This window comes from Alistipes sp. 56_sp_Nov_56_25 (genome assembly GCF_001915285.1).
GTDB classification, from domain to species: domain Bacteria; phylum Bacteroidota; class Bacteroidia; order Bacteroidales; family Rikenellaceae; genus Alistipes; species Alistipes shahii.
In genome coordinates this window covers 19,688-40,385 of record NZ_MNQF01000065.1, presented here as the reverse complement: position 1 = coordinate 40,385, position 20,698 = coordinate 19,688, and the positions used below count along the sequence as shown (strand labels likewise).

The window sequence follows — 20,698 nt, the reverse complement described above, 5'->3', positions numbered from 1 at the left end:
GAATGCGATGAAAGACAGTATTGATTTCGGCAGCATGGAGATTCCGAAGCTTTTTCGGAAACTGCTGATCCCCACCGTTCTGGGAATGGTTTTCTCGGCTGTTTTCGTGATCACCGACGGGATTTTCGTGGGACGCGGCATCGGCAGCGACGCGCTGGCCGCCGTCAACATCACCGCGCCGCTGTTCCTCATCAGCACGGGCGTCGGACTGATGTTCGGCGTCGGGGCGTCGGTCGTGGCGTCGATCCACCTTGCGCAGGGGAAGGTCAAGGCGGCGCGCATCAACGTCACGCAGGCCGTTGCGGTGTCGTCGCTCCTTCTGGCGGCGTACAGCTTCCTGATCACTTCCTGCGCCCGTGAGGTGGCCCTGCTGCTGGGCAGCTCCGAACGGCTCCTTCCGCTGGCCGTGGAGTACATGCACTGGTTCGCGCCGTTCCTGCCCTTCAGCGCGCTGTTAAGCTCGGGCATGTTCTTCATCCGGCTCGACGGGTCGCCCAACTACGCGATGCTTTGCAACGCCGTTCCGGCGGTCATCAACATCGTGCTGGACTACGTTTTCATCTTCATCCTCGGCTGGGGCATGACGGGCGCGGCGCTGGCCACGAGCCTCGGTTATATCGTGGGTGCGGGGATGATCCTCGGCTACTTGGGACGCCGCCGCAACGTCGTGCGCCTGTGCCGTGTGAAGACGAGCCGCAAGAGCATGCGCCTGACCCTCCGCAATGTGGGCTACATGTGCCGGCTGGGGCTTTCGACCTTCCTCTGCGAGGGGGCCATCGCCATGATGATGTTCGCCGGGAACTACGTTTTCATCCGCTATCTGGGCGAGGACGGCGTGGCGGCGTTCAGCATCGCCTGCTATTTCTTCCCGATCATCTTCATGGTCTACAACGCCATCGGGCAGTCGGCCCAGCCGATTTTGAGCTACAATTTCGGTGCGGGAAACGGCGCGCGCGTGCGCAAGGCCTTCCGGTTGGCGCTCCTGACGGCCGTGGCGGCCGGACTGGGGTTCTTCGGCCTTACGGCGCTGTTCAGCCGCTGGATCGTGGCCATGTTCATCGACAGCTCCTGCCCCGCCTGTGCGATTGCCGTCCGGGGGCTTCCGTTGTTCGCTTCGGGATTCGTTTTCTTTGCGGTGAACATCGTCTCGATCGGCTATTTCCAGAGCGTCGAGCGGCCCCGTCCGGCGATGGCCGTGACCGTCCTGCGGGGATTCGTCTTCATGGCGGCGTGTTTCTTCGGCCTGCCCCTGCTGTTGGGTGTGGAGGGCATCTGGCTGGCCGTGCCGCTGGCCGAGGCGCTCACCTTCGCGGTCGTTGCGGCGATTTACGGGCGGACCCGCTTAAAAAGTGCGTTTTAGGAGGGTCGCAGCGTGGCTTTGCCGCTGAAACGAAGCCGGAAATTTGTTTTTTGTGCTATCTTTACGGCCTCAAACCTGTAAGGCATGGAGGCGTTTATCGAGAAATTCAGCAGGAAATACAACCTGCCCGCGGCGGACTGCCTGCGGCTGATCGGGCTGATGGAACGGCGCGTGTTCCGCAAGGGGGAGTGCGTCGTCCGTCAGGGCGAGCGGAATTCCGGTTTCTACGTCGTGAGCCGCGGCATCTGGCTGGGGCACTATCTCGACGACGGCGCGGATGTCTCGGTCTGGTTCGCCGGCGAGGGCGAGGCGCTCTTTTCGACGTGGGGCTACGTGGGCAACGAGGTTTCGAAAATCTCCATCGAGGCGATGTGCGACGCTGAACTTTACGGCATCTCCAAAGCCGACCTGGAGGCCTTTTTCGCCCGATCGGCCGGAGCGGCCAATTTCGGGAGGAGGCTTTTCGAGGAGCAGTTCCTGGCGCTCGAAAACTGGATGCTCTCGGGCGGCGCTCCGCGGGCCGAGGAGCGCTACCGGACGCTGATGGAGGAAAGCCCCGAACTGCTGCAATACGTGCCGCTGAAGCACATCGCCTCCTACCTCTGGATCACGCCGCAGTCGTTGAGCCGCATCCGGGCCAAACTGGGGAAGAAAAAGGGTTGACCATTTCCGGTCAACCCTTTTTTTCGGCATCCGACGGCTGCCACCCGCCCCCGAGGGCCTTGTACAACCCCACGAGCGCGAGGTGCTCGTTGCGCACCGCCTTGCTCTCCTCGACCTGTGCGTCGAAGAACTTCCGCTGGGCGTCGAGCACGTCGATGTAGCGGATCACGCCGTTGATATACTGCAATTTGGCCAGCACGACGTATTGCCGGGCCGCCTCCTTGAGGTTGAATTTCAGTTCGGCCGTCCTGCGCATGTTGCGGTAGGCCGTCACGGCGTCGTTCACTTCGCGGAAAACCTCCAGCACTTTCTGTTCGTAGGCCAGCCGCGCCTGGTCGTAGGCCGCCAGCGCCGCGCGGTATTTCGCACGCTTCGATCCGAAGGCGAACAGCGGCGCGGTGAGGTTGCCGGCGGCGTAGGAGAAGGGCGAATTGATCAGTCCCTTGAGCGCGTCGTTTTCGAGCCCTCCCGTCAGCGAGATCGTCAGCCGCGGGAACCGGTCGGCATAGGCCATGCCCGCCGAGGCCATCGCCGCCTTGAGGTTCTGCTCGGCCTGCCGCACGTCGGGACGGCGTTGCAGCAGCGTCGAAGGAAGGCCCACGGGCAGCGAGTCGGGCATCCGGACGTTCATGTCCATCTTCGAGCGCGCCACGCGCGAGGGATAGTCGCCCGCGAGCACCGAAATCTGGTTCTCCTTCTGGGCGATGCGCAGTTCGAGGTCGGGAATCAGCGCCGAGGCGCTCGCCAGCTCGACCTTCGCCTGCTGGTAGGCCGTTTCGGAGGTCAGTCCTCCTTCGAAACGCAGTTTCGCCTGACGCACGCTCTCCTCGCGGGTCTCCACCGTGCGGCGTACGACGCCCAGTTCGTGGTCCAGAGCCACCAGCTCGAAGTAGGCCGTGGCGACCTCCGCCACGAGCGTCATCTGCATGGCGCGCGCCGCCTCGACCGAGGCGAGGTATTCGGCCGCGCCCTTGCGCTTGGCCCAGCGCAGGTTGCCCCACAGGTCGGCCTCCCAGCTCAAGGTGGCTTTCACGTCGAACTCGGCGTCGCCCTTGTGCGCTTCGCCGTAGTAGTCGTTGGTCTCGTAGTCGGCAGCGGCCAGCCCGCCCAGCGACGGCAGCCGGGCCGCCTTGCTTACGCGGTAAAGCTCCTCCAGCTGGCGGATGCGCGCCTCGGCCGAGAGCATGTTGCGGTTGCGGTCGAGCGTGCGGCCGATCAGCCGGCAGAGCGTCGTGTCGGTGTAGACCTCCCACCACTTCCGGTCGCTCAGCGTCAGCGTGTCGCTCTGCCCGGCGACGATCTCCGCGGGCATGTCGAGCTGCGGAGCCTTGCACTTCTTCTGCACGGAGCAGCTTCCCGCCGCGAGCAGCAGAAGCACTCCGAGGAGATATGTTGCGCTTCGTTTCATCGTGTTGTCCATTTTTCTTTCAGTTTGTAAACCCAGACGAAGAAGAGCGGTACGAAGACGATGCCCACGGTGATCGCCACGAGCATGCCGAAGAAAACGCCCGTGCCGATGCCCTGGCGGCTGGCCGACCCGGGTCCGCTGGCGAAGACCAGCGGCAGCATGCCGAGGATAAAGGCCAGCGAGGTCATGACGATGGGCCGGAAGCGCAGGCGCGCGGCCAGGATGACGGCCGTGAGGATGTCGCGGCCCTTTTCGACCTCGTCCTTGGCGAACTCGACGATCAGGATGGCGTTCTTGGCCACCAGACCCACCAGCATCACCAGTCCGATCTGGAAATAGATGTTGTTCTCCAGTCCGCAGGCCCAGTTGCCCAGGTAGGCGCCGATGCCGGCGATCGGCAGCGAGAGGATCACCGCCACGGGGATCAGCCAGCTCTCGTACTGCGCCGCGAGGAACAGGAAGACGAAGAGGAAGGCCAGCGCCAGCACGTAGCCCGTCTGGCCGCTGACGTGCTTTTCCTGATAGGAAAGTCCGCTCCACTCGACGCCGATCGTCGACGGCAGGTGGCGGCGTGCGATCTGTTCGAGTATGGCCATGGCCTGCCCCGAACTGTATCCCTGCGCCGCCTCGCCCGAGATGGTCGCCGCGTTGAACATGTTGAAGCGGCGGATCGTGCCCGGTCCCGTGGTGTAGGAGGTCGTGCCGAGCGCCGTGATGGGAATCATCGCCTTGTCGGCGCCCCGGACGAAGAACAGCCCGAGGTTTTCCCGCTGCGCCCGGTACGGGGCTTCGGCCTGGATATAGACGCGGTAGATGCGGTTGAACATGTTGAAGTCGTTGACGTAGACCGATCCGGTGAAGGTCTTCATCGTCGAGAAGATGTCGGCCATCGGGACGCCGAGCATCTGGGCCTTGTCGCGGTCCACGTCGAAATAGAGCTGCGGGATGTCGCTCTGCATCGACGACGAGAGTCCCGTCAGCTCCTTGCGCTTCGAGGCGTAGTGCAGCAGCGTGTCCACGGCCCGCTGAAGGTCGCCGTACGAGGCGTTGCCGCGGGCTTCGAGCACCATTTCGAACCCGCCCGAGGCGCCCAGTCCCGGAATGACGGGCGGCGTCGAGAGGTAGACCTTGCTTTCGGGATAACGGCGCATCTCCTCGCGGATGTCGTTCATCAGCCGGCGGATGTTCGAACTTTTGCGCTCCTCCCACGGTTTGAGGATCACCGTCAACTGGCTGCGTGACTGGTTGGTGCCCACGCGGGGGCTTGATCCGGTGACGTTGAGCACATATTCCACGTCTTCGAGCGACATCAGGTACTTCATGGCGCGGTCTGTCACGCGGCGCGTGCGTTCGAGCGTGGCTCCTTCCGGAAGTTCCAGCTCGACGGTGAAATAGCCCTGGTCCTCCTGCGGCATGAAGCTCTGGGGCACGATCTTGTTGAGCGCCCACAGCGCCACGAGAGTCAGTCCGAACAGCGCCAGCATGCGTTTCGAGTGGCGCACGCCGCCGCGGATCATCCGCTCGTAGAACTTCGTTCCGCTGCCCAGCCAGATGTTGATGCGGCGGAAGAGGCGGTTTTTCCGCTTGCCCGAATCGGGACGCAGGATCAGGGCGCAGAGGGCCGGCGAGAGGGTCAGGGCCACGAACGTCGAGATCAGCACCGACACGGCGATCGTGATGGTGAACTGGCGGTAGAGCTGGCCGGTGATGCCCGAAAGGAAGCTCACGGGAACGAACACGGCGCACAGCACCAGCGATGTGGCGATGATGGCGCTGCCCAGTCCGCTCATGGCCTTTTTCGTGGCTTCGTAGGGCGATAGCCCCTCCTCGTTCATAATGCGCTCGACGGCCTCCACCACCACGATGGCGTCGTCCACGACGATGCCGATGGCCAGGATCAGGCCCAGCAGGGTCATCATGTTGAGCGAGAATCCGAATGCCAGCATCACGCCGAACGTACCGATCAGCGAGATCGGCACGGCGATGGTCGGGATGAGCGTCGCGCGCCAGTTTTGCAGCGAGAGGAAAACCACGAGGATCACCAGCAGCAGGGCTTCGAACAGTGTGTGGTAGACCTCCCTGATCGACTGCGAGATGTAGGAGGTCATGTCGAACGGTATCTTGTAGGAGATGCCTTCGGGGAAGCTGCGGCTGATCTCCTCCATCGTCTCGCGCACCGAGCGCGCCACCTCCATGGCGTTGGCGCCCGGCAGCATGTTGATGTTCATCACGGCCGCATTGCCGCCGTTGATGCCGCTCTCGGTGCTGTACGACGAGGCTTCGAGCGAGATGCGCGCCACGTCGCGCAGGCGGATGAGCGATCCGTCGGGGTTGGCGCGGACGACGATCTCCTCGAATTCGCCCACCGACGAAAGGCGTCCGCGGGCGGTGATCGGGATCGTGACGTCGAGGTCCGTGACGGGCTGCTGGCCCAGTACGCCCGCCGCCGATTCGCGGTTCTGGTCCTTGAGGGCCTTTTGCAGGTCCTGCACCGTCAGCCCGAGGTTGGCCAGCCGGTCGGGCTGCACCCATATCTGCATGGCGTAGTAGCGGCTGCCGACGTTCGAGACGCTGCCGACGCCCTTCACGCGGCGCAACATGTCCAGCACGTTGAGCGTGGCGTAGTTCGAGAGGTATATTTCGTCGAACTTGGGGTCGTTCGACAGCAGCGTGATGGTCATCAGCCGGCTCGAAGCCTGCTTTTCGACCGAGATGCCGTTCTGGATGACTTCGGCCGGGAGGCGCGCCTCGGCCTGCTTCACGCGGTTCTGAATCTCGACGGCCGCCAGGTCGGCGTCCGTGTCGATGTCGAAGGTCACGGTGGCGGAGAAACCTCCCGAGTTGCTGCTCGTCGACTCCATGTAGAGCATGCCGGGGGTTCCGTTCAGCTCCTGTTCGATGGGCGTCGCCACGGCCTGCGTCACGGTCTGGGCGCTGGCTCCCGGATAGGAGGCCGAGATCTTGACCACCGGGGGCACGATGCGCGGATACTGGTCCACGGGGAGCATCACCAGTCCTAACAGGCCGACGATCACGATGACCACCGACAGGACGGTTGAAAACACGGGCCGGTCGATAAAGAAATCCGATTTCATGGCTCGCTATTTTTCAGACGCCTCCGTCTCGGTTGCACTGCTTTTTTCGGGGACCGGCACGGGGTCGACCTTGTCGCCGTGCGTCAGTTTGTGGAAACCCTCCACGACGATCTTCTCGCCGGGAACGACGCCGCGTTCGACGATCACCCGGTTGTTGACCTCGGGGCCGAGTTCGATCAGACGGCGTTCGGCGATGCTGTCGGGCCGTATGACGAAGATGTAGGCGCCGCCCTTCTCGATGACGACCGACTTGGTCGGCACGACCGTGGCGTCTTCGCGCACGTCGAGCAGCAGGCGCACCTTCGTGAACTGTCCCGGCAGCAGGATGCGGTCGGGGTTGGCCATTTCGGCGCGCACGGAGAAGGTTCCCGTTTCGGGGTCGACCTGCGGATCGGCGAAGTCGACCAGTCCGCGCAGCGGATACTGGGTGTTGTCGGCCAGCGTGATGGTGATGTAGGGGTCCCACTTGCGGGTGGAGTCCTTCTGGCCCAGGTTGACGTTGCGGGCCTTGCTTTTGAGGTAGTCGAGTCCCGTCATGCTGAAGTCCACGCGCACGGTGTCGCTCTTGACCACCGTCGCCAGCAGCGATTTGCCGTTGGGACCTACGAGCGTGCCGATGTCGACGCTGCGCTCGGAAATATAGCCCGACAGCGGCGAACTGACGGTCGTGTAGCTCAAGGCGGTTTCGGCCTGCGTGAGGTCGGCCTCGCTCATCGCCACGGAGGCCGTGGCGCTTTCGTAGGAGGCGATGGCGTTGTCGAGGTCCAGCTGGCTCGCGGCGTTCTGCTCGTAGAGCGGGCGGATGCGTTTCAGGTCGCGGTCGGCCTTGAGTTCCAGAGCCTTGTCTTTGTTCAGCTGTGCCTTCGCCTTGTTTACCCGGGCTTCGTAGAGCTTGGGGTCGATGATGAACAGCGGCTGCCCCTTCTTGACGTAGGTTCCCTCCTCGAAAAGCATTTTTTCGAGGAAGCCCTCCACCCGGGCGCGGATTTCGACGAACTGCTGGGCGCGGATGCGTCCCACGTATTCGCCGTAGAGTTCGATGTCGTCGGTTTCGGCAGGCTCGACCTGGACCACGGGCAATATGGGTTTTACGGGTTCGGGGCGCAGCCACCACCAAAGCCCTCCGACAATCAATACGGCTATTCCGGCAAGGATCAGCCAGGAGCGTTTCGACAGACGGCGGATTCTGCCGCCTGCCTCTTCGCCGAGTTGCAGCGTACGGCGGCCGGCGCGGGCCGCCTGCTGCACGATTTTCTCGCGTGATAGTTTCATGTTGTTTCCAAATCCGGAATTGTTTGCCTGGTATCCGGTATATCGGCGCAAAAATACGATTTTTTCGCCGATATGCTATTTAAACGTAAAAGTTAGGCGAATATGATGCCGGAATTCCTGTTTTTGTTCATACGGAGGCTATTGGTGTCTTTTCGGAAGACAGCCTGTGACTTTCCGGGCCGATGCCGCGGATTTTCTCCGGGAAATCGTATCTTTGCACTTATGAAAACAATCTTATGTACCTTTTTTGCATGTGCGCTGTTCTGCGCCGTCGACGTACGTGCACAGCAGACGCCGCTTTCGGGTGCGGCATTTATTGCTGTCTGCAAGGAGTCGATGACTCTTGCGGTTTACGATTTCAACAGTTGCCTGCGGGCCGTCTATCCCATTGCCTGCGGGCGGGCGCTGGGCAACAAGGAGAAGCCGGGTGATATGAAGACGCCCGAAGGGCTTTTCTCCGTCCAGCAGATTCAGGACGCAAGCGCATGGACGCACGATTTTGGCGACGGTAAGGGGGAGATCAGAGGGGCCTACGGTTCGCATTTCATTCGTCTGAAGACGCCCGGTCACCGCGGCATCGGTATCCATGGAACCCACGATCCCGCCTCGATCGGCACGCGTGCAACCGAAGGGTGCGTCCGGTTGAACAATAGCGATTTGCTCGAATTGGTGAAAAAGTATGTCTACGTCGGTATGCCGGTCGTGATCCTTACCTCCGAGGCGGACAGCGCCGTGCCCTGCCGCTTTCCCGCCGCCGTCAAGGCAGGACCCCGGCTGATGGCGCAGACGGAGTAAGGAATTTCGTCTGTTCGCGGCGCTCCGAACAGTCTCCGAAGCGGGCGGCGGGTAGTTTTTCAGGCCGGGAGCAGAATCGAGAAGCGGCTGCCGCGGCCGATTTCGCTCTCGACCGAGATCGTGCCGCCGTGCGCTTCGACGAACTCCTTCGAGATGGCCAGCCCCAGCCCGCTGCCCTGCACCTTGGTTCCCGGGACGCGGAAATAGCGCTCGAAGATGCTCTTGTGGTAACGCGGGTCGATGCCGCGCCCGAAGTCCTGGACGTAGATCTCGACCGCCTTTTCGCGCTGTACGGCGCCGACGATGATGCGCGACCGTTCGGGCGAATGGTGGATGGCGTTCGACAGCAGGTTGGTGATGACCCAGGCGATCTTCTCGTTGTCGACGAAGAGTTTCGAGATCTTTTCGGGATAGTCCACCTCGACGAAACAGCAGAACCTCTCGGCCAGAACCTGCGTAGCCTTTACAGCATAGTCTATCAGTTCGATAGGCTTGGTTACTTTAGGTATCAGTTTAAGTTTGCCGGTCTCGATCTGGGTCATGTTCAGCAGTTCGCCCGTGATCGAAAGCAGGCGGTCGCTGCTCTCCTTGATGCTCGTGACGAGCTGTTTCTGCTCGCCGTTCAGCGTTCCCAGCCGGTCGTCGCCGAGCAGCTGCAAACTCATCAGGATCGACGAAATCGGGGTTTTCATTTCGTGCGAGACGGTCGAGATGAAGTTGGTCTTGGCGGAGTCCAGCTCCTTGAAGCGGGTGACGTTGTTCAGGACGATCAGGTTGCCGACGAACTGCTGTTCGCGCCCGCCGACGGGAGTGATGTAGAGCGGCGTGTTCTCCACCTGGAAATAACTCTCCTTGTTGTCGGCGTAGATTTTCAGCGGCTCCTTGTCGGCGTCCTTCTCCGTGTCGTTCACTCCCCGGACGAGCCGCCGCAGCAGGTCGTTCGACAGCGCCACTTCGGCGGCGTCGCGTCCGACGGCGTCCTCCCGGAGGTTCAGCACCGAGAACGCCTCGCGGTTCATAAAGAGGATTCTGCGGTCGGGACCCAGCCCCACGATCGGCTCGTGCAGCGTGTCGACGATCGCCTCGATGCGCTTTTTGGCGGTCATCAGGTCGTCGAGCGAACTGCGGCGGTATTCGTCGAGTTTGGCGGCCATGTCGTTGAACGACTCGGCGACGGATTCGAACTCGCGGTTGCCCGGGAAATCGAGCCGTTCCCGGTAGTTGTGGTTGGCGATCTGGGTGATCCCCTTTTTCAGCGCGTCGATCGGACGCAGCACCGACTGCGGGAACCAGACGAGGATGCCCCCGGCGATCAGGGCGCAGAGCGCGGCGACGGCGATCAGCCACCACATGGCGTAGTCGGCGCGCTGCTCCACCCCGGCGCTCTTGGCGCGGATGGCCGCCATGTTCAGCTCCATGATCCGGAACAGGTCTTCGCGCACGGTCCGGATTTCGGCTTCGGTGACCGGGTCGCTCAGCGAAGCGACGTGGCGTTCGAGCGCCGCGGTGGTCTCCTTCTCGCTGATCTCGGTGATGTTCTGCTGTTGCAGGGCGAGGTTTTCGCGCAGGGCGTGCCGCGATATGGAATCCTGCCCGATGTCGTTGAGCGACCGCAGCATCTCCCCGGCGTATTGCAGCGAGTTGTAGTTGTCGGCGAGGATGGTTCCCGTCGCCCGCGACAGCTGGCGGACGTAGCCGACCGACTGGATGCCCAGCAGCAGGATCATGGTGAAAAGAATGCCGATGCCCAGGGTGATTCTCCTTTGTATTCTCATGGCTTATGAAAAAATGAAAAGGTCGATGTTCATGCGCGACAGCCGGACGGTCAGACGCCGCAGGCGGATTGCGCTTTTCAACAGCGAAAATAGTGAAAATTCGGGACGCCCGATGCAGACGATGTTTATTTTTTGCTCCCGGCACACTCCGGCGATGCTCTCCACCGGGGAGTTCGAGCGTATGCGGCGGACCTCGCCGCCGAGTTCCGTGGCGAGGTTCAGGTTGTTGATCAGGTGACGCTGCCGGGCCAGCGGAATGCGGTCGTCGGCTTCGCGGTCGCCCTGCACGTAGAGCACCGTGAAGGCGGCGTTCAGGTGCGTGGCCATGCGTGCCGTCTTGCGGATGACCCGGCGGGCGCGTTTTTCGGAGGAGTCGATCACGGCCAGCAGTTTGTCGCGCCGGAAGGTTTCGGAACCGGTCACCTCGCTGTCCACCTTCTTTTCCACGCGCAGCGCCACCTCTTTCAGCGCCAGTTCGCGCAGTTGCAGCAGGTTGTCCTGCGTGAAGAAGTTGCCGAGCGCCGCGGCGATCTTGTCGGGGCGGTAGATCTTTCCGGCTTTCAGCCGTTCGATCAGCTCGTCGGCCGTGAGGTCGATGTTCACCACCTCGTCGGCCATCGCCAGCACGCTGTCCGGGACCCGCTCGCGGATCTCGATGCCCGTGATCTCCTCGACGACCTCGTTCAGCCCCTCGATATGCTGGATGTTGACGGCCGAAATGACGCTGATCCCTGCGTCGAGAATCTGCATCACGTCCTGCCACCGCTTGGGGTTTTCGCTCCCCTCGATGTTGGTGTGGGCCAGTTCGTCCACGACGACGATCTCGGGGCGGAGGTTGACGATGGCCTGCGTGTCCATCTCCTCCAGTTCCTTGCCCTTGTAGAAGAGTCTGCGGCGCGGCACGAGCGGAAGCCCTTCGACAAGGGCTTCCGTTCCGGCGCGGCCGTGCGTTTCGATGTAGCCGATGCGGACGTCGACGCCCGCGTCGAGCAGCTGGCGGGCCTCTTGCAGCATGCGGCAGGTCTTGCCTACGCCGGCGCTCATGCCGATGTAGACCTTGAACTTGCCGCGGTGCGAACGCCGGATCAGTTCCAGAAACCGCTGAACGCTGTCCTGCCTCTCCATCGGTTACATCCGGAAGGAGATGCCTCCCACAAAGTTAACGTCGTCCAGGGCCGGATTCCAGATCAGGTTGGTGAAAACGCCGACCGACATCGAATCCGTCCCTTTGATGTCCCATGATTTTCCGGCATTGAGGAAGACGTTCTGCACGCAGAACCCGCGGTCTCCGGTGAGGTAGGTCGCGGCGGCGTTCCAGGGAACCATGCCCACGCCGGCCTTCATGTCGACGGTCTTCACCGTGAACGGGCAGGCCGCCTCGAAATACGAGGCATAGGCGCGTTCGCCCTTGTGGTTCACGTCGGTCGCGCCGAAGAGAACCGTGTACCACGACAGCGTGACGGGGACCTTTTCCGAAACGACCCAGCTGGCGCCCACCTCGATGCGGTGGGGCGAACGGCTGTCGAAGACGAAATAGCGGTCGTCGGCGTGTCCGGTCCAGTAGAGGTCGGCCACCGAAAGGGTCACGGGTCCGAGCGCGTAGGCCAGTGTGAGGTCCATCTCCTTGTAGGCGCTGTCGAAATCGACCGAACCCCAGGCCGTCGCCGAGAAGTTTCCGGCGCTCATCGTCAGCGACGGCTGGAAAGCCGGGCCGCTTTCGCGGACGCCGCGCCATACGTAGGTGCTCACCAGGTCGGTTCCGCCCGAGAATTTCACCCCGCGCTCCCGGGCGCAGAGGTCGGCGGTCAGAAAGATTGCCAAAGCGGCGATCAGAATGAATACCCAGCGTTTCATCTTTTTATCTATTTTCATGGTTTGCGATTAGTTTTCGTTCAGTTCTTCCAAAGCGACGTTCAGGCGCAGCACATTGACCTTCTCCGTGCCGAAAAGCCCCAGCCACGGTTTTTGGGTCAGCGAGTCGACCAGATGCCGTACCGTAGCGATGTCCAGCCCGCGGGCCTCGGCTACGCGGCGCACCTGCGCCTGCGCCCCGCGGGGCGAGATGTCGGGGTCGAGGCCCGAGCCGCTGGCCGTGACCATCTCGGCGGGAACCTCCGCACGCGAGAGGTAGGGATGCGCCGCGAGAAAGTCCTGCACGCGCTGTTCCACCCCGGCGAGGTGCTCGGGGTTGGTCGTGGCCTTGTTGCTGCCGCCCGAACCGCCGCCGTTGTAGTCCACGGCCGAGGGACGGCTCCAGAAATAGCGGACATCGGTGAACCGCTGCCCCACGTTCGCCGCGCCGACGACCTGTCCGTCGAGCGTCACCACGTCGGCCTCTCCGCCGTTGGGACCTGCGACGGCCGACACGCCGCGCAGCACGAGGACATATCCCACGCCGAGCACGATGCACATCGCCAGCGTTATTTTGAGTGAAATCCAAAGGTTTTTCATAGTTGAAGCAATGCTTTAAAATAATACGCTTATTAACATGTCTATCAGTTTGATGCCTATGAACGGGGCGATCAAGCCGCCGAGTCCGTAGATGAAGAGGTTGCGGCGCAGCAGGGCCGAGGCCCCGATCGGTTTGTAGGTCACGCCGCGCAGGGCCAGCGGGATGAGCAGCGGAATGATCAGGGCGTTGAAGATCACCGCCGAGAGAATGGCGCTTTCGGGCGAGTGGAGGTGCATGACGTTCAGCGCGCCGAGCGACGGAATCGAGGCGATGAACAGCGCCGGGACGATGGCGAAGTACTTCGCGACGTCGTTGGCGATGGAGAAGGTCGTGAGCGTGCCGCGCGTCATCAGCAGCTGTTTGCCGATCTCGACGATCTCGATCAGCTTCGTGGGGTCGTTGTCCAGGTCGACCATGTTGCCCGCCTCCTTGGCGGCCTGCGTGCCGCTGTTCATGGCCACGCCCACGTCGGCCTGCGCCAGCGCCGGGGCGTCGTTCGTGCCGTCGCCCATCATGGCCACCAGCTTGCCCGACTGCTGTTCGCGGCGGATGTATTCGAGCTTGTCCTCGGGACGTGCTTCGGCGATGAAGTCGTCGACGCCTGCCTTCTCGGCGATGTATTTGGCCGTCAGCGGATTGTCGCCCGTGACCATCACGGTCTTCACGCCCATCCGGCGCAGCCGCTCGAAGCGTTCGCGGATGCCCGTCTTGATGATGTCCTGCAACTCGATGACGCCCGTGATCCGTTCGTTTTCGCAGACTACGAGCGGTGTGCCGCCGTTTTCGGAGATGGTGCGCACGGTGGCTGCGATTCCGGCCGGGCAGGGGTTTTCGTGCTCGGCGGCGATGCGGAAGATTGCTTCGGCGGCTCCCTTGCGGATGCGGCGTTCGTCGGGCATGTCGACGCCCGAACACTTGGTTTCGGCAGTGAATTTCACCATCCGCACGCCGACCATCGTCACCGGGTCGGTGCGGACCCCTTCGGCGGTGCCCAGCTCGACGATGGATTTGCCTTCGGGGGTCGGGTCGGCGACGGACGAGAGTACGCACATGCGCACGAAAGCCTTGGGGGCGATGCCGTCGGCGGGATGGAAGCGCGTGGCCTTGCGGTTGCCGATGGTGATGGTGCCGGTCTTGTCCAGGAGCAGCGTGTCGATGTCGCCGGCGGTCTCGATGGCCTTGCCCGACTTGGTGATGACGTTGGCCCGCAGTGCGCGGTCCATGCCGGCGATGCCGATGGCCGACAGCAGGCCGCCGATGGTGGTCGGGATCAGGCAGACGAACAGCGAGATGAACGCCGCGACGGTGATATTGGCCCCCACATAGTCGGCGAAGGGCTTGAGCGTGGCGCAGACGATGACGAAAACGAGCGTGAACCCGGCCAGCAGGATCGTCAGCGCGATTTCGTTGGGCGTCTTCTGGCGCGAGGAGCCTTCGACCAGGGCGATCATCCGGTCGAGGAAACTCTCGCCGGGCCGTGCGGTGACTTTCACGAGAATGCGGTCGGAGAGGACCTTCGTGCCGCCCGTGACGGAGCTTTTGTCGCCGCCCGCCTCGCGGATCACCGGGGCCGATTCGCCCGTGATGGCGCTTTCGTCGATCGACGCCAGGCCCTCGACGATCTCGCCGTCGGCGGCGACGGTGTCGCCCGCGACGCACTCGAACAGGTCGCCCTGCTTCAGTTCGGAACTGCTGACGATGTGCGACTGTCCGTCGGGTTCGATGCGTTTGGCGGGGGTCTCCTCGCGGGTTTTGCGCAGCGAGTCGGCCTGCGCCCTGCCGCGGGCTTCGGCGATGGCCTCGGCGAAGTTGGCGAAGAGCACCGTTAAGAGAAGTACGGCGAAAATCACGAGGTTGTAGAGCAGCGAACCCTGCGACGTGTCGCCCGTCACGGCGATCCGGACGATCAGCAGCAGCATGGCGAAGGTGACGGCCTCGACGGTGAACATGATCGGGTTCTTGATCATCTGCCGCGGGTCGAGTTTCGTGAACGAAGCGCGAAGGCTCCGGCGCAGCAGGACAGGATCGAAAAGCGAGTTATTTTTGTTTCGTTTCATAGCGGTAACAGGATTAGAAGGTCAGGTAATCGGCGATGGGACCCAGCGCCAGCGCGGGGAAGAACGAGAGGGCCGCAACGATGATGATGACGGCGAAGGTCATCAGCGAGAAGGTTCCCGTGTCGGTGCGGAGCGTGCCGGCGCTCTCGGGAATGCACTTCTTCGACGCCAGCAGTCCGGCTATGGCGACCTGTCCCACGATCGGGAAGTAGCGGCCCATGATCAGGGCGATGCCCGTCGAGATGTTCCAGAACGGCGTGTTGTCGGCCAGTCCCTCGAATCCCGAGCCGTTGTTGGCCGCCGAGGAGGTGTATTCGTAGAGCATTTCGCTCAATCCGTGGAACGAGGGGTTGTTCAGCCACCCTATTTCGGGGTTCGCGGCGGCCACGGCGGCCGAGATGCCCGTGCCGACGAGGATCAGGAAGGGATGCAGCAGCACGACCAGCGTGGCGATCTTCATCTCGCGCGCCTCGACTTTCCGGCCGAGGAACTCCGGCGTGCGGCCCACCATCAGTCCGCTGATGAAGACGGCGATGATGAGGAATGCGAAATAGTTCATCCACCCTACTCCCACGCCGCCGAACCAGCAGTTGATCTGCATGTTGAGCATCTGGAGCATGCCGCTCAACGGGGTCTGCGAATCGTGCATCGAGTTGACCGAACCGTTCGACGTGACGGTGGTCGTCATGCCCCACATGGCCGATGCGGCCGAGCCGATGCGGATCTCCTTGCCCTCCATCGAACCGAGCTCCTGCGAGATGCCCATGCCGTCGATCTGCCGGCTGCCGCCCGTCTCCTGCCAGACGGAGAGGACGACGCCTGCGGTATAGGCCAGGAGCATCACGCCGAAAATCCATGTCGCGAGACTGCGTCGGCGCGTGTAGAACCCGAAGGCGAAGACCATCGCCATGGGCAGGATCAGGATCGACCAGCATTCGAGGATGTTGGTGAAGGCGTTGGGGTTTTCGAGCGGGTGCGCCGAGTTGGTTCCGAAGTAGCCGCCGCCGTTGGTTCCCAGCTGTTTGATGGGCACGATGGCTGCGGTGGGACCCTGCGAGATGACCTGCTCGGTGCCTTCGAGCGTCGTGAGCGTTTGCTTGCCGTCGAAGGACATCGGCGTGCCGTTGATGACGAGCAGGATGCCGACGGCGAGCGACAGCGGCAGCAGGATGCGCGTCACGCTCCGGGTGAGGAAGACCCAGAAGTTGCCGATGGTCTTCTTCGTTTTGCCCGCCAGCGCCTTCATCATTCCGGCCATGGCGGCCATGCCGCAGGCGGCGGTGACGAACTGGAAGAGCATGATGACGAACAGCTGCGTGAAGTAGGACAGGCCCGTCTCGCCGCTGTAATGCTGGAGGTTGCAGTTGACCATGAACGAGATGCAGGTGTTGAACGCCAGGTCGGGCGACTGTCCCGGGTTGCCGTCGGGGTTGAGCGGCAGCCAGCCCTGGAAGACCAGCAGCAGCATGCCCCAGAAGAACCAGAAGAGGTTGACCGTCAGGAGCGCTTTGAGGAACTGTTTCCAGTTCATCTCCACGGCCGGGTCGATGCCGCAGAAGCGGTAGATGGCCCGTTCGACGGGAGCCATGAAGTCGAGCCACGTGCGTTCGCCGCGGTAGACTTTGGCAATGTAACGCCCCAGCGGGTAGCAGAGCGTCACCAGAAGGGTCCATTGCAGGATTACGCCTGAAATTTCGGTATTCATCGGTTCAGAATTTTTCGGGTTTGACGAGCACGTACATCAGATAGACGAATCCGAGGATGCTCAAGATAAGGAGACTTGTAAACATAGGGCGTCAGATCTTTTCGAACCAATCCACACATTTGAAATAGAATCCGTAGCACAGCGCACCTAGGGCGCAGAGCAGCAGGAACAGCATGATTTCATTCATCTCTTCGTTTTTTTGAATTAGACATTTTTTTCACGAACCCGCACAGCATCAGGTCCAGCAGCAGCATTGCGCCGCAGAAAATCAGTAGGAGGATAACGATTGCCATTTTGCCGTCGGGGTTTGTTGCCCGTAAGCATACGAAGGGGATGCCGGAATTTATGCTCCGGATTCAATGCGTTGACAGGCAGTTGTTTGCCGGATAGGTATGGGCGCCGAAAAAGAGGGCCGCCTTATCATTTTGATAGGGCGGCCCTCTCGGAATGAGACGGTGAGGGGCTTATTTCACCCCGTAGCCGTCGAGTTTGCGGTATAGCGTGGCGATGCCGATGCCCAGCAGGCGGGCGGCTTCGGCCTTGTTGCCCCGGGTGTGTTCCAGCACCCGGAGAATGTGGCGGCGTTCGAGGTCGTCGAGCGCCAGCGAATCGGGGTCGGCGGAGCCGGCCGCCGCGTGGAATTCGGGCGCGAGGCAGTCGGCCGTGAGCCGGTTGCCGTCGGCCATGATCATGCTGCGCTCCACGGCGTTGCGCAGTTCGCGGACGTTGCCGTGCCACGTGTGGCGTTCGAGAGCGGCGATGTAGTCGGCGTCGATCGAGTCGATGCGACGTCCCATTTTGTCGGCGAACTGCGCCGCGAAGACGCGGATATATCCGGCGATGTCGCCGGGCCGCTCGCGCAGCGAGGGAAGGTGGATGCGGAACACCGAGAGGCGGAAATAGAGGTCCTCGCGGAAATTCCCGGCGGCGATCTCCTTTTCGAGGTCGCGGTTCGTGGCGGCGATCAGGCGCACGTCAACCCGTGTGGGGCGTGTTTCGCCGATCTTGATGAATTCGCCGCTTTCGAGCACGCGGAGCAGTTTGGCCTGCAATTCGACGGGCATCTCCCCGATCTCGTCGAGGAATAGCGTGCCTTTGTCGGCCTCCTCGAAAAGGCCCTTCTTGTCCTTGGCGGCGCCCGTGAAACTGCCGGCCCGGTGGCCGAACAGTTCGCTTTCGAGCAGTTCGCGCGAGAAAGCCGAGCAGTTGATCGCCACGAAAGCCCCCTTCGCCCGGCGGCTGGCGTGGTGGATGGCTTGCGCGAAGACCTCCTTGCCGGTTCCCGTCTCGCCGGTGAGCAGCACCGAAGTGTCGGTGACGGCGACCTTGCGGGCCAGGTCCACGGCCCGGCGCAGGACCTCCGAGTCACCGACGATCCGGTCGAAGGAGTGCTCTTCGGAGAGCTTGTTCTCGATGCGGGTCAGCCGCCGCTGCATTTCGGCCTTTTCGGCGGCCCGGCTCAGCAGGGGCAGGATCTTGTTGTTGTCGTCGCCTTTGGTGATGTAGTCGAAGGCGCCGTTCTTGATGGCCTGCACGCCGTCGGGGATATTGCCGTAGGCCGTCAGCAGGATCACTTCGGTGGCCGGCGCGGCCTCCTTGATGCGGCCGACCATCTCGACGCCGTTGCCGTCGGGCAGCTTGACGTCGCACAGCACCACGTCGGGGTCGTACCGGCGGAGCGTTTTCATCCCCGAAGCGCAGTCCGGAGCCTCGGCCACCTCGTAACCTTCCAGCCCGATGATCCGCGCCATCAGCCGCCGCAGCTGCTCTTCATCGTCGATGATCAGAATTTTCGCCATGTCGTTCGCTCGTTCCGTTCTTTCGGGCAAAGGTAAGACATTTTCGGCTTGCGCCGCTGCGGTATGACCGGATTTTGTTGTTTTTTGAATAGTCGCCGCCCCCCCCCCGATTTCGGGCCGGAATCCCGCAGAACACCGTGCGCGACGCCTACTGTTACCTGTACGACCTCTACCCCACGCTTTGCGGCCTGGCGGGCATCGGGGTCCCGGCCACCGTGAAGGGAATTTCGCTGGAGGAGACCCGGAAAGCTGGACTGGAAGCAGGTGGTGCAGGTGAATCCCTGACGCCCGCAAGCCGCGGAAAATCCGAAAACGGGGAGCCTGGACAAAATGGCTCCCCGTTTCCGTTTTGAAAGCGGCTATATTTTAGTATCTTTGGGGCCGGAACGACAATTTTCAGTCGGAAGGCTCCGCCGAACCGGGTGTATCCGGTTTGACATCCGTCCGGCTCTTTACGATCTTTACTTCTCCCAAACATACGAAAGCCGATGTCAAAAATCTCATCAGCTGCATTTGCAGACACCAAACCGCACTACGACATACTCGACGGATTGCGCGGCGTAGCGGCGATCATGGTCGTCTGGTTCCATCTGTTCGAAGCCTATGCGACCAGCCATCTCGACCAGCGGATCAACCACGGCTATCTGGCCGTCGATTTTTTCTTCATACTTTCGGGTTTCGTCATCGGTTACGCCTACGACGACCGCTGGAAGAAAAAGATGTCGGTAAAGGATTTTCTCAAGCGGCGGTTGATCCGTCTGCATCCGATGGTCGTCATGGGGGCCGTGATCGGGGCCGTCATGTTCTATTTTCAGGGCTGTTCCGTCTGGGATGTCTCGGCGGTGTCCCTATCCATGCTGCTGACGGCCACGCTGCTGAACGCGCTGCTGATTCCGGCGACGCCCGGTTCCGAAATCAGAGGGCTGGGTGAAATGTATCCGCTCAACGGCCCGAGCTGGTCGCTGTTTTTCGAGTATATCGGCAATGTCCTCTACGCTCTCTTCATCCGTAAGCTTCCGACCCGGGCGCTTTCCGTGCTGGTGCTGCTCGCCGGCTGCGGGTTGGCGGCGTTCGCCGTCTGGGGACCCCTCGGCGACATCTGCGTCGGGTTCGCCATGGACGGGGACAACATGCTCGGCGGCTCTCTGCGCCTGCTGTTCGCCTTCTCGGCCGGACTGCTGCTTTCGCGTGTGTTCAAGCCCGTGCGGATTCGGGGCGCGTTCTGGATCTGCGCCCTGGCGATCGTGACGCTACTTTCCGTGCCGCGCATCGGGGGAAGCGAACATTTGTGGATGAACGGGCTGTACGACACCCTGTGCGCCGTAGTCCTCTTTCCGCTGCTCGTCTGTCTCGGGGCTTCGGGAAAGACGACGGACCGGGTGACGACCCGGGTCTGCAAATTTCTGGGGGATATTTCCTACCCGCTGTACATGGTGCACTACCCTTTCATCTACCTCTATTATGCCTGGGTCAAGAACGAAAACCTCACCTTCACGGAGTCCCTGCCCGGCGCCCTGGCGCTCGTCGCGGGTTCTGTGATATTGGCTTATCTCTGTCTGAAACTCTACGACGAGCCTGTGCGCCGGTTCCTGACCGACCGCTTTTTGCGCAGGGAGAAATAGACACTGTTTTTTAAGACCAAAAGAGGTGTGTGCAATGTTGACACACAGCTCTTAATATTTTATCTTTTTCATTTTCGCCAAAGTTTACAGTTCCTTCACGATAAATCGGAATGACCGAGCGATTCGGAAATGATGGCAATATTCACTCCCGAACGCTTCAAGACCGTTGCGAACGTGTGCCGAGCGACATAGGTAGTCAGTTCGATTTTCAGCCCCAATAATCGGCTCCACTCGTGCAGGGCCTTGTTCACGTGTTTCAGCACCTTGCGCACTCGGTCGTAAATCTGTTGCTCGGTCTTGTGTATGCGGCGGTCGAGTATCGGGAAAATATAATCTTCGTCCGCATGGTCGGATTTGGCGTATGGCGTATTTGCCGATAATCGCTTTCGACTGCTCCGAGAGGTGGCAGGTCATCTCCTTGCTGGTTTTGTGGCGGGCATAGTAGATTCTTTCCTCGTCCATGTCGCAGTAACGCAGGGTGGCGATGTCTTTGAAATTGATGCCTGCCGAGAGGTATGAAAACAGGAAAATGTCCCGTGCGAAATCCAGATAGGCCGAACCGTCGGCGAGTATCTCCGCCTGCATCAGCCGTTGCACCTCCTCCTTGCGGATGGCGCGTTTGCGGGTGGCTGTCCACAACCGTCCGATTTTGAATTGCAGAAACGGACTGTGCGGCGTGGTGAAAATCCCCTCGG

Annotated in this window: 16 protein-coding genes; 4 read left to right on the top strand and 12 right to left on the bottom strand. The window is 61.8% G+C overall.

The features are described 5' to 3' along the window. Nucleotides 1-7: 7 nt before the first annotated feature. Nucleotides 8-1,360 (top strand): MATE family efflux transporter, encoded by a 1,353-nt coding sequence (locus BHV64_RS12200; RefSeq protein ID WP_015546194.1) that lies wholly within the window; start codon nucleotides 8-10, stop codon nucleotides 1,358-1,360. An 84-nt stretch (nucleotides 1,361-1,444) separates the two neighbouring features. After that, on the top strand, nucleotides 1,445-2,023 hold the full coding sequence (locus tag BHV64_RS12195) for a Crp/Fnr family transcriptional regulator (RefSeq protein ID WP_138266349.1): 579 nt from the start codon (nucleotides 1,445-1,447) through the stop codon (nucleotides 2,021-2,023). Between the two features lie 10 nt (nucleotides 2,024-2,033). Here BHV64_RS12195 and BHV64_RS12190 read toward each other — a convergent pair whose 3' ends face one another. Genes BHV64_RS12190 through BHV64_RS12180 form a run of 3 tightly spaced genes read right to left on the bottom strand, consistent with a single transcriptional unit; the run spans nucleotide 2,034 to nucleotide 7,798 of the window. After that, entirely contained in the window at nucleotides 2,034-3,431 is a 1,398-nt protein-coding gene (locus tag BHV64_RS12190) for an efflux transporter outer membrane subunit (RefSeq protein ID WP_022061616.1), read from the bottom strand. Then, the gene (locus tag BHV64_RS12185; RefSeq protein WP_118406320.1) at nucleotides 3,428-6,526 is read right to left on the bottom strand and encodes an efflux RND transporter permease subunit; all 3,099 of its coding nucleotides are present in this window, start codon (nucleotides 6,524-6,526) and stop codon (nucleotides 3,428-3,430) included. The genes BHV64_RS12190 and BHV64_RS12185 overlap by 4 nt, the downstream gene beginning before the upstream one ends. 6 nt (nucleotides 6,527-6,532) lie before the next feature. After that, nucleotides 6,533-7,798, bottom strand: a complete 1,266-nt coding sequence (locus tag BHV64_RS12180; protein ID WP_168949900.1) for an efflux RND transporter periplasmic adaptor subunit — start codon at nucleotides 7,796-7,798, stop codon at nucleotides 6,533-6,535. Nucleotides 7,799-8,020: 222 nt separating this feature from the next. Here BHV64_RS12180 and BHV64_RS12175 point away from each other — a divergent pair, with 222 nt between their 5' ends. Next, on the top strand, nucleotides 8,021-8,593 hold the full coding sequence (locus BHV64_RS12175; RefSeq protein WP_147620827.1) for a L,D-transpeptidase: 573 nt from the start codon (nucleotides 8,021-8,023) through the stop codon (nucleotides 8,591-8,593). A 59-nt stretch (nucleotides 8,594-8,652) separates the two neighbouring features. Here the strand turns inward: BHV64_RS12175 and BHV64_RS12170 are convergent, their stop codons facing one another. The 8 genes from BHV64_RS12170 to BHV64_RS12135 all read right to left on the bottom strand — a co-directional run bounded on the left by BHV64_RS12170 (nucleotide 8,653) and on the right by BHV64_RS12135 (nucleotide 18,381). Continuing rightward, nucleotides 8,653-10,368, bottom strand: coding sequence for a sensor histidine kinase (locus tag BHV64_RS12170; protein WP_022061620.1), 1,716 nt, complete (start codon nucleotides 10,366-10,368; stop codon nucleotides 8,653-8,655). A gap of 3 nt (nucleotides 10,369-10,371) precedes the next feature. After that, nucleotides 10,372-11,493, bottom strand: a complete 1,122-nt coding sequence (locus BHV64_RS12165; RefSeq protein WP_217727521.1) for a sensor protein KdpD — start codon at nucleotides 11,491-11,493, stop codon at nucleotides 10,372-10,374. Between the two features lie 3 nt (nucleotides 11,494-11,496). Beyond that, nucleotides 11,497-12,144, bottom strand: coding sequence for a hypothetical protein (locus BHV64_RS12160; protein WP_217727538.1), 648 nt, complete (start codon nucleotides 12,142-12,144; stop codon nucleotides 11,497-11,499). Between the two features lie 105 nt (nucleotides 12,145-12,249). Next, nucleotides 12,250-12,819: a potassium-transporting ATPase subunit KdpC gene (gene kdpC / locus BHV64_RS12155; RefSeq protein WP_118406317.1), complete on the bottom strand. Its 570-nt coding sequence runs from the start codon at nucleotides 12,817-12,819 to the stop codon at nucleotides 12,250-12,252. Between the two features lie 15 nt (nucleotides 12,820-12,834). Further along, on the bottom strand, nucleotides 12,835-14,877 hold the full coding sequence (kdpB, locus tag BHV64_RS12150) for a potassium-transporting ATPase subunit KdpB (protein ID WP_217727520.1): 2,043 nt from the start codon (nucleotides 14,875-14,877) through the stop codon (nucleotides 12,835-12,837). 13 nt (nucleotides 14,878-14,890) lie between these two features. After that, nucleotides 14,891-16,582 (bottom strand): potassium-transporting ATPase subunit KdpA, encoded by a 1,692-nt coding sequence (kdpA, locus tag BHV64_RS12145; RefSeq protein WP_015546183.1) that lies wholly within the window; start codon nucleotides 16,580-16,582, stop codon nucleotides 14,891-14,893. Between the two features lie 4 nt (nucleotides 16,583-16,586). Then, nucleotides 16,587-16,667 carry a potassium-transporting ATPase subunit F gene (locus BHV64_RS12140; protein WP_015546182.1) on the bottom strand — a complete coding sequence of 27 codons (81 nt, stop codon included), beginning with the start codon at nucleotides 16,665-16,667 and terminating at the stop codon, nucleotides 16,587-16,589. A gap of 379 nt (nucleotides 16,668-17,046) precedes the next feature. Next, nucleotides 17,047-18,381, bottom strand: coding sequence for a sigma-54-dependent transcriptional regulator (locus BHV64_RS12135; RefSeq protein ID WP_022061628.1), 1,335 nt, complete (start codon nucleotides 18,379-18,381; stop codon nucleotides 17,047-17,049). Nucleotides 18,382-18,869: 488 nt separating this feature from the next. Here BHV64_RS12135 and BHV64_RS12130 point away from each other — a divergent pair, with 488 nt between their 5' ends. Continuing rightward, a complete protein-coding gene (locus tag BHV64_RS12130; protein WP_022061629.1) occupies nucleotides 18,870-20,003 on the top strand; it encodes an acyltransferase family protein in 1,134 nt (377 codons plus the stop codon). Nucleotides 20,004-20,098: 95 nt separating this feature from the next. Here BHV64_RS12130 and BHV64_RS12125 read toward each other — a convergent pair whose 3' ends face one another. Next, on the bottom strand, nucleotides 20,099-20,323 hold the full coding sequence (locus BHV64_RS12125; RefSeq protein ID WP_288116132.1) for a tyrosine-type recombinase/integrase: 225 nt from the start codon (nucleotides 20,321-20,323) through the stop codon (nucleotides 20,099-20,101). Between the last annotated feature and the right edge of the window lie 375 nt (nucleotides 20,324-20,698).

What these genes read in the sequence shown, in the direction of transcription:
- BHV64_RS12200 (WP_015546194.1), top strand. Translation starts at nt 8, where the DNA reads ATGAAAGACAGTATTGATTTCGGCAGCATGGAGATTCCGAAGCTTTTT.
- BHV64_RS12195 (WP_138266349.1), top strand. Translation starts at nt 1,445, where the DNA reads ATGGAGGCGTTTATCGAGAAATTCAGCAGGAAATACAACCTGCCCGCG.
- BHV64_RS12190 (WP_022061616.1), bottom strand. Translation starts at nt 3,431, where the DNA reads ATGAAACGAAGCGCAACATATCTCCTCGGAGTGCTTCTGCTGCTCGCG.
- BHV64_RS12185 (WP_118406320.1), bottom strand. Translation starts at nt 6,526, where the DNA reads ATGAAATCGGATTTCTTTATCGACCGGCCCGTGTTTTCAACCGTCCTG.
- BHV64_RS12180 (WP_168949900.1), bottom strand. Translation starts at nt 7,798, where the DNA reads ATGAAACTATCACGCGAGAAAATCGTGCAGCAGGCGGCCCGCGCCGGC.
- BHV64_RS12175 (WP_147620827.1), top strand. Translation starts at nt 8,021, where the DNA reads ATGAAAACAATCTTATGTACCTTTTTTGCATGTGCGCTGTTCTGCGCC.
- BHV64_RS12170 (WP_022061620.1), bottom strand. Translation starts at nt 10,368, where the DNA reads ATGAGAATACAAAGGAGAATCACCCTGGGCATCGGCATTCTTTTCACC.
- BHV64_RS12165 (WP_217727521.1), bottom strand. Translation starts at nt 11,493, where the DNA reads ATGGAGAGGCAGGACAGCGTTCAGCGGTTTCTGGAACTGATCCGGCGT.
- kdpC (WP_118406317.1), bottom strand. Translation starts at nt 12,819, where the DNA reads ATGAAAAACCTTTGGATTTCACTCAAAATAACGCTGGCGATGTGCATC.
- kdpB (WP_217727520.1), bottom strand. Translation starts at nt 14,877, where the DNA reads ATGAAACGAAACAAAAATAACTCGCTTTTCGATCCTGTCCTGCTGCGC.
- kdpA (WP_015546183.1), bottom strand. Translation starts at nt 16,582, where the DNA reads ATGAATACCGAAATTTCAGGCGTAATCCTGCAATGGACCCTTCTGGTG.
- BHV64_RS12140 (WP_015546182.1), bottom strand. Translation starts at nt 16,667, where the DNA reads ATGTTTACAAGTCTCCTTATCTTGAGCATCCTCGGATTCGTCTATCTG.
- BHV64_RS12135 (WP_022061628.1), bottom strand. Translation starts at nt 18,381, where the DNA reads ATGGCGAAAATTCTGATCATCGACGATGAAGAGCAGCTGCGGCGGCTG.
- BHV64_RS12130 (WP_022061629.1), top strand. Translation starts at nt 18,870, where the DNA reads ATGTCAAAAATCTCATCAGCTGCATTTGCAGACACCAAACCGCACTAC.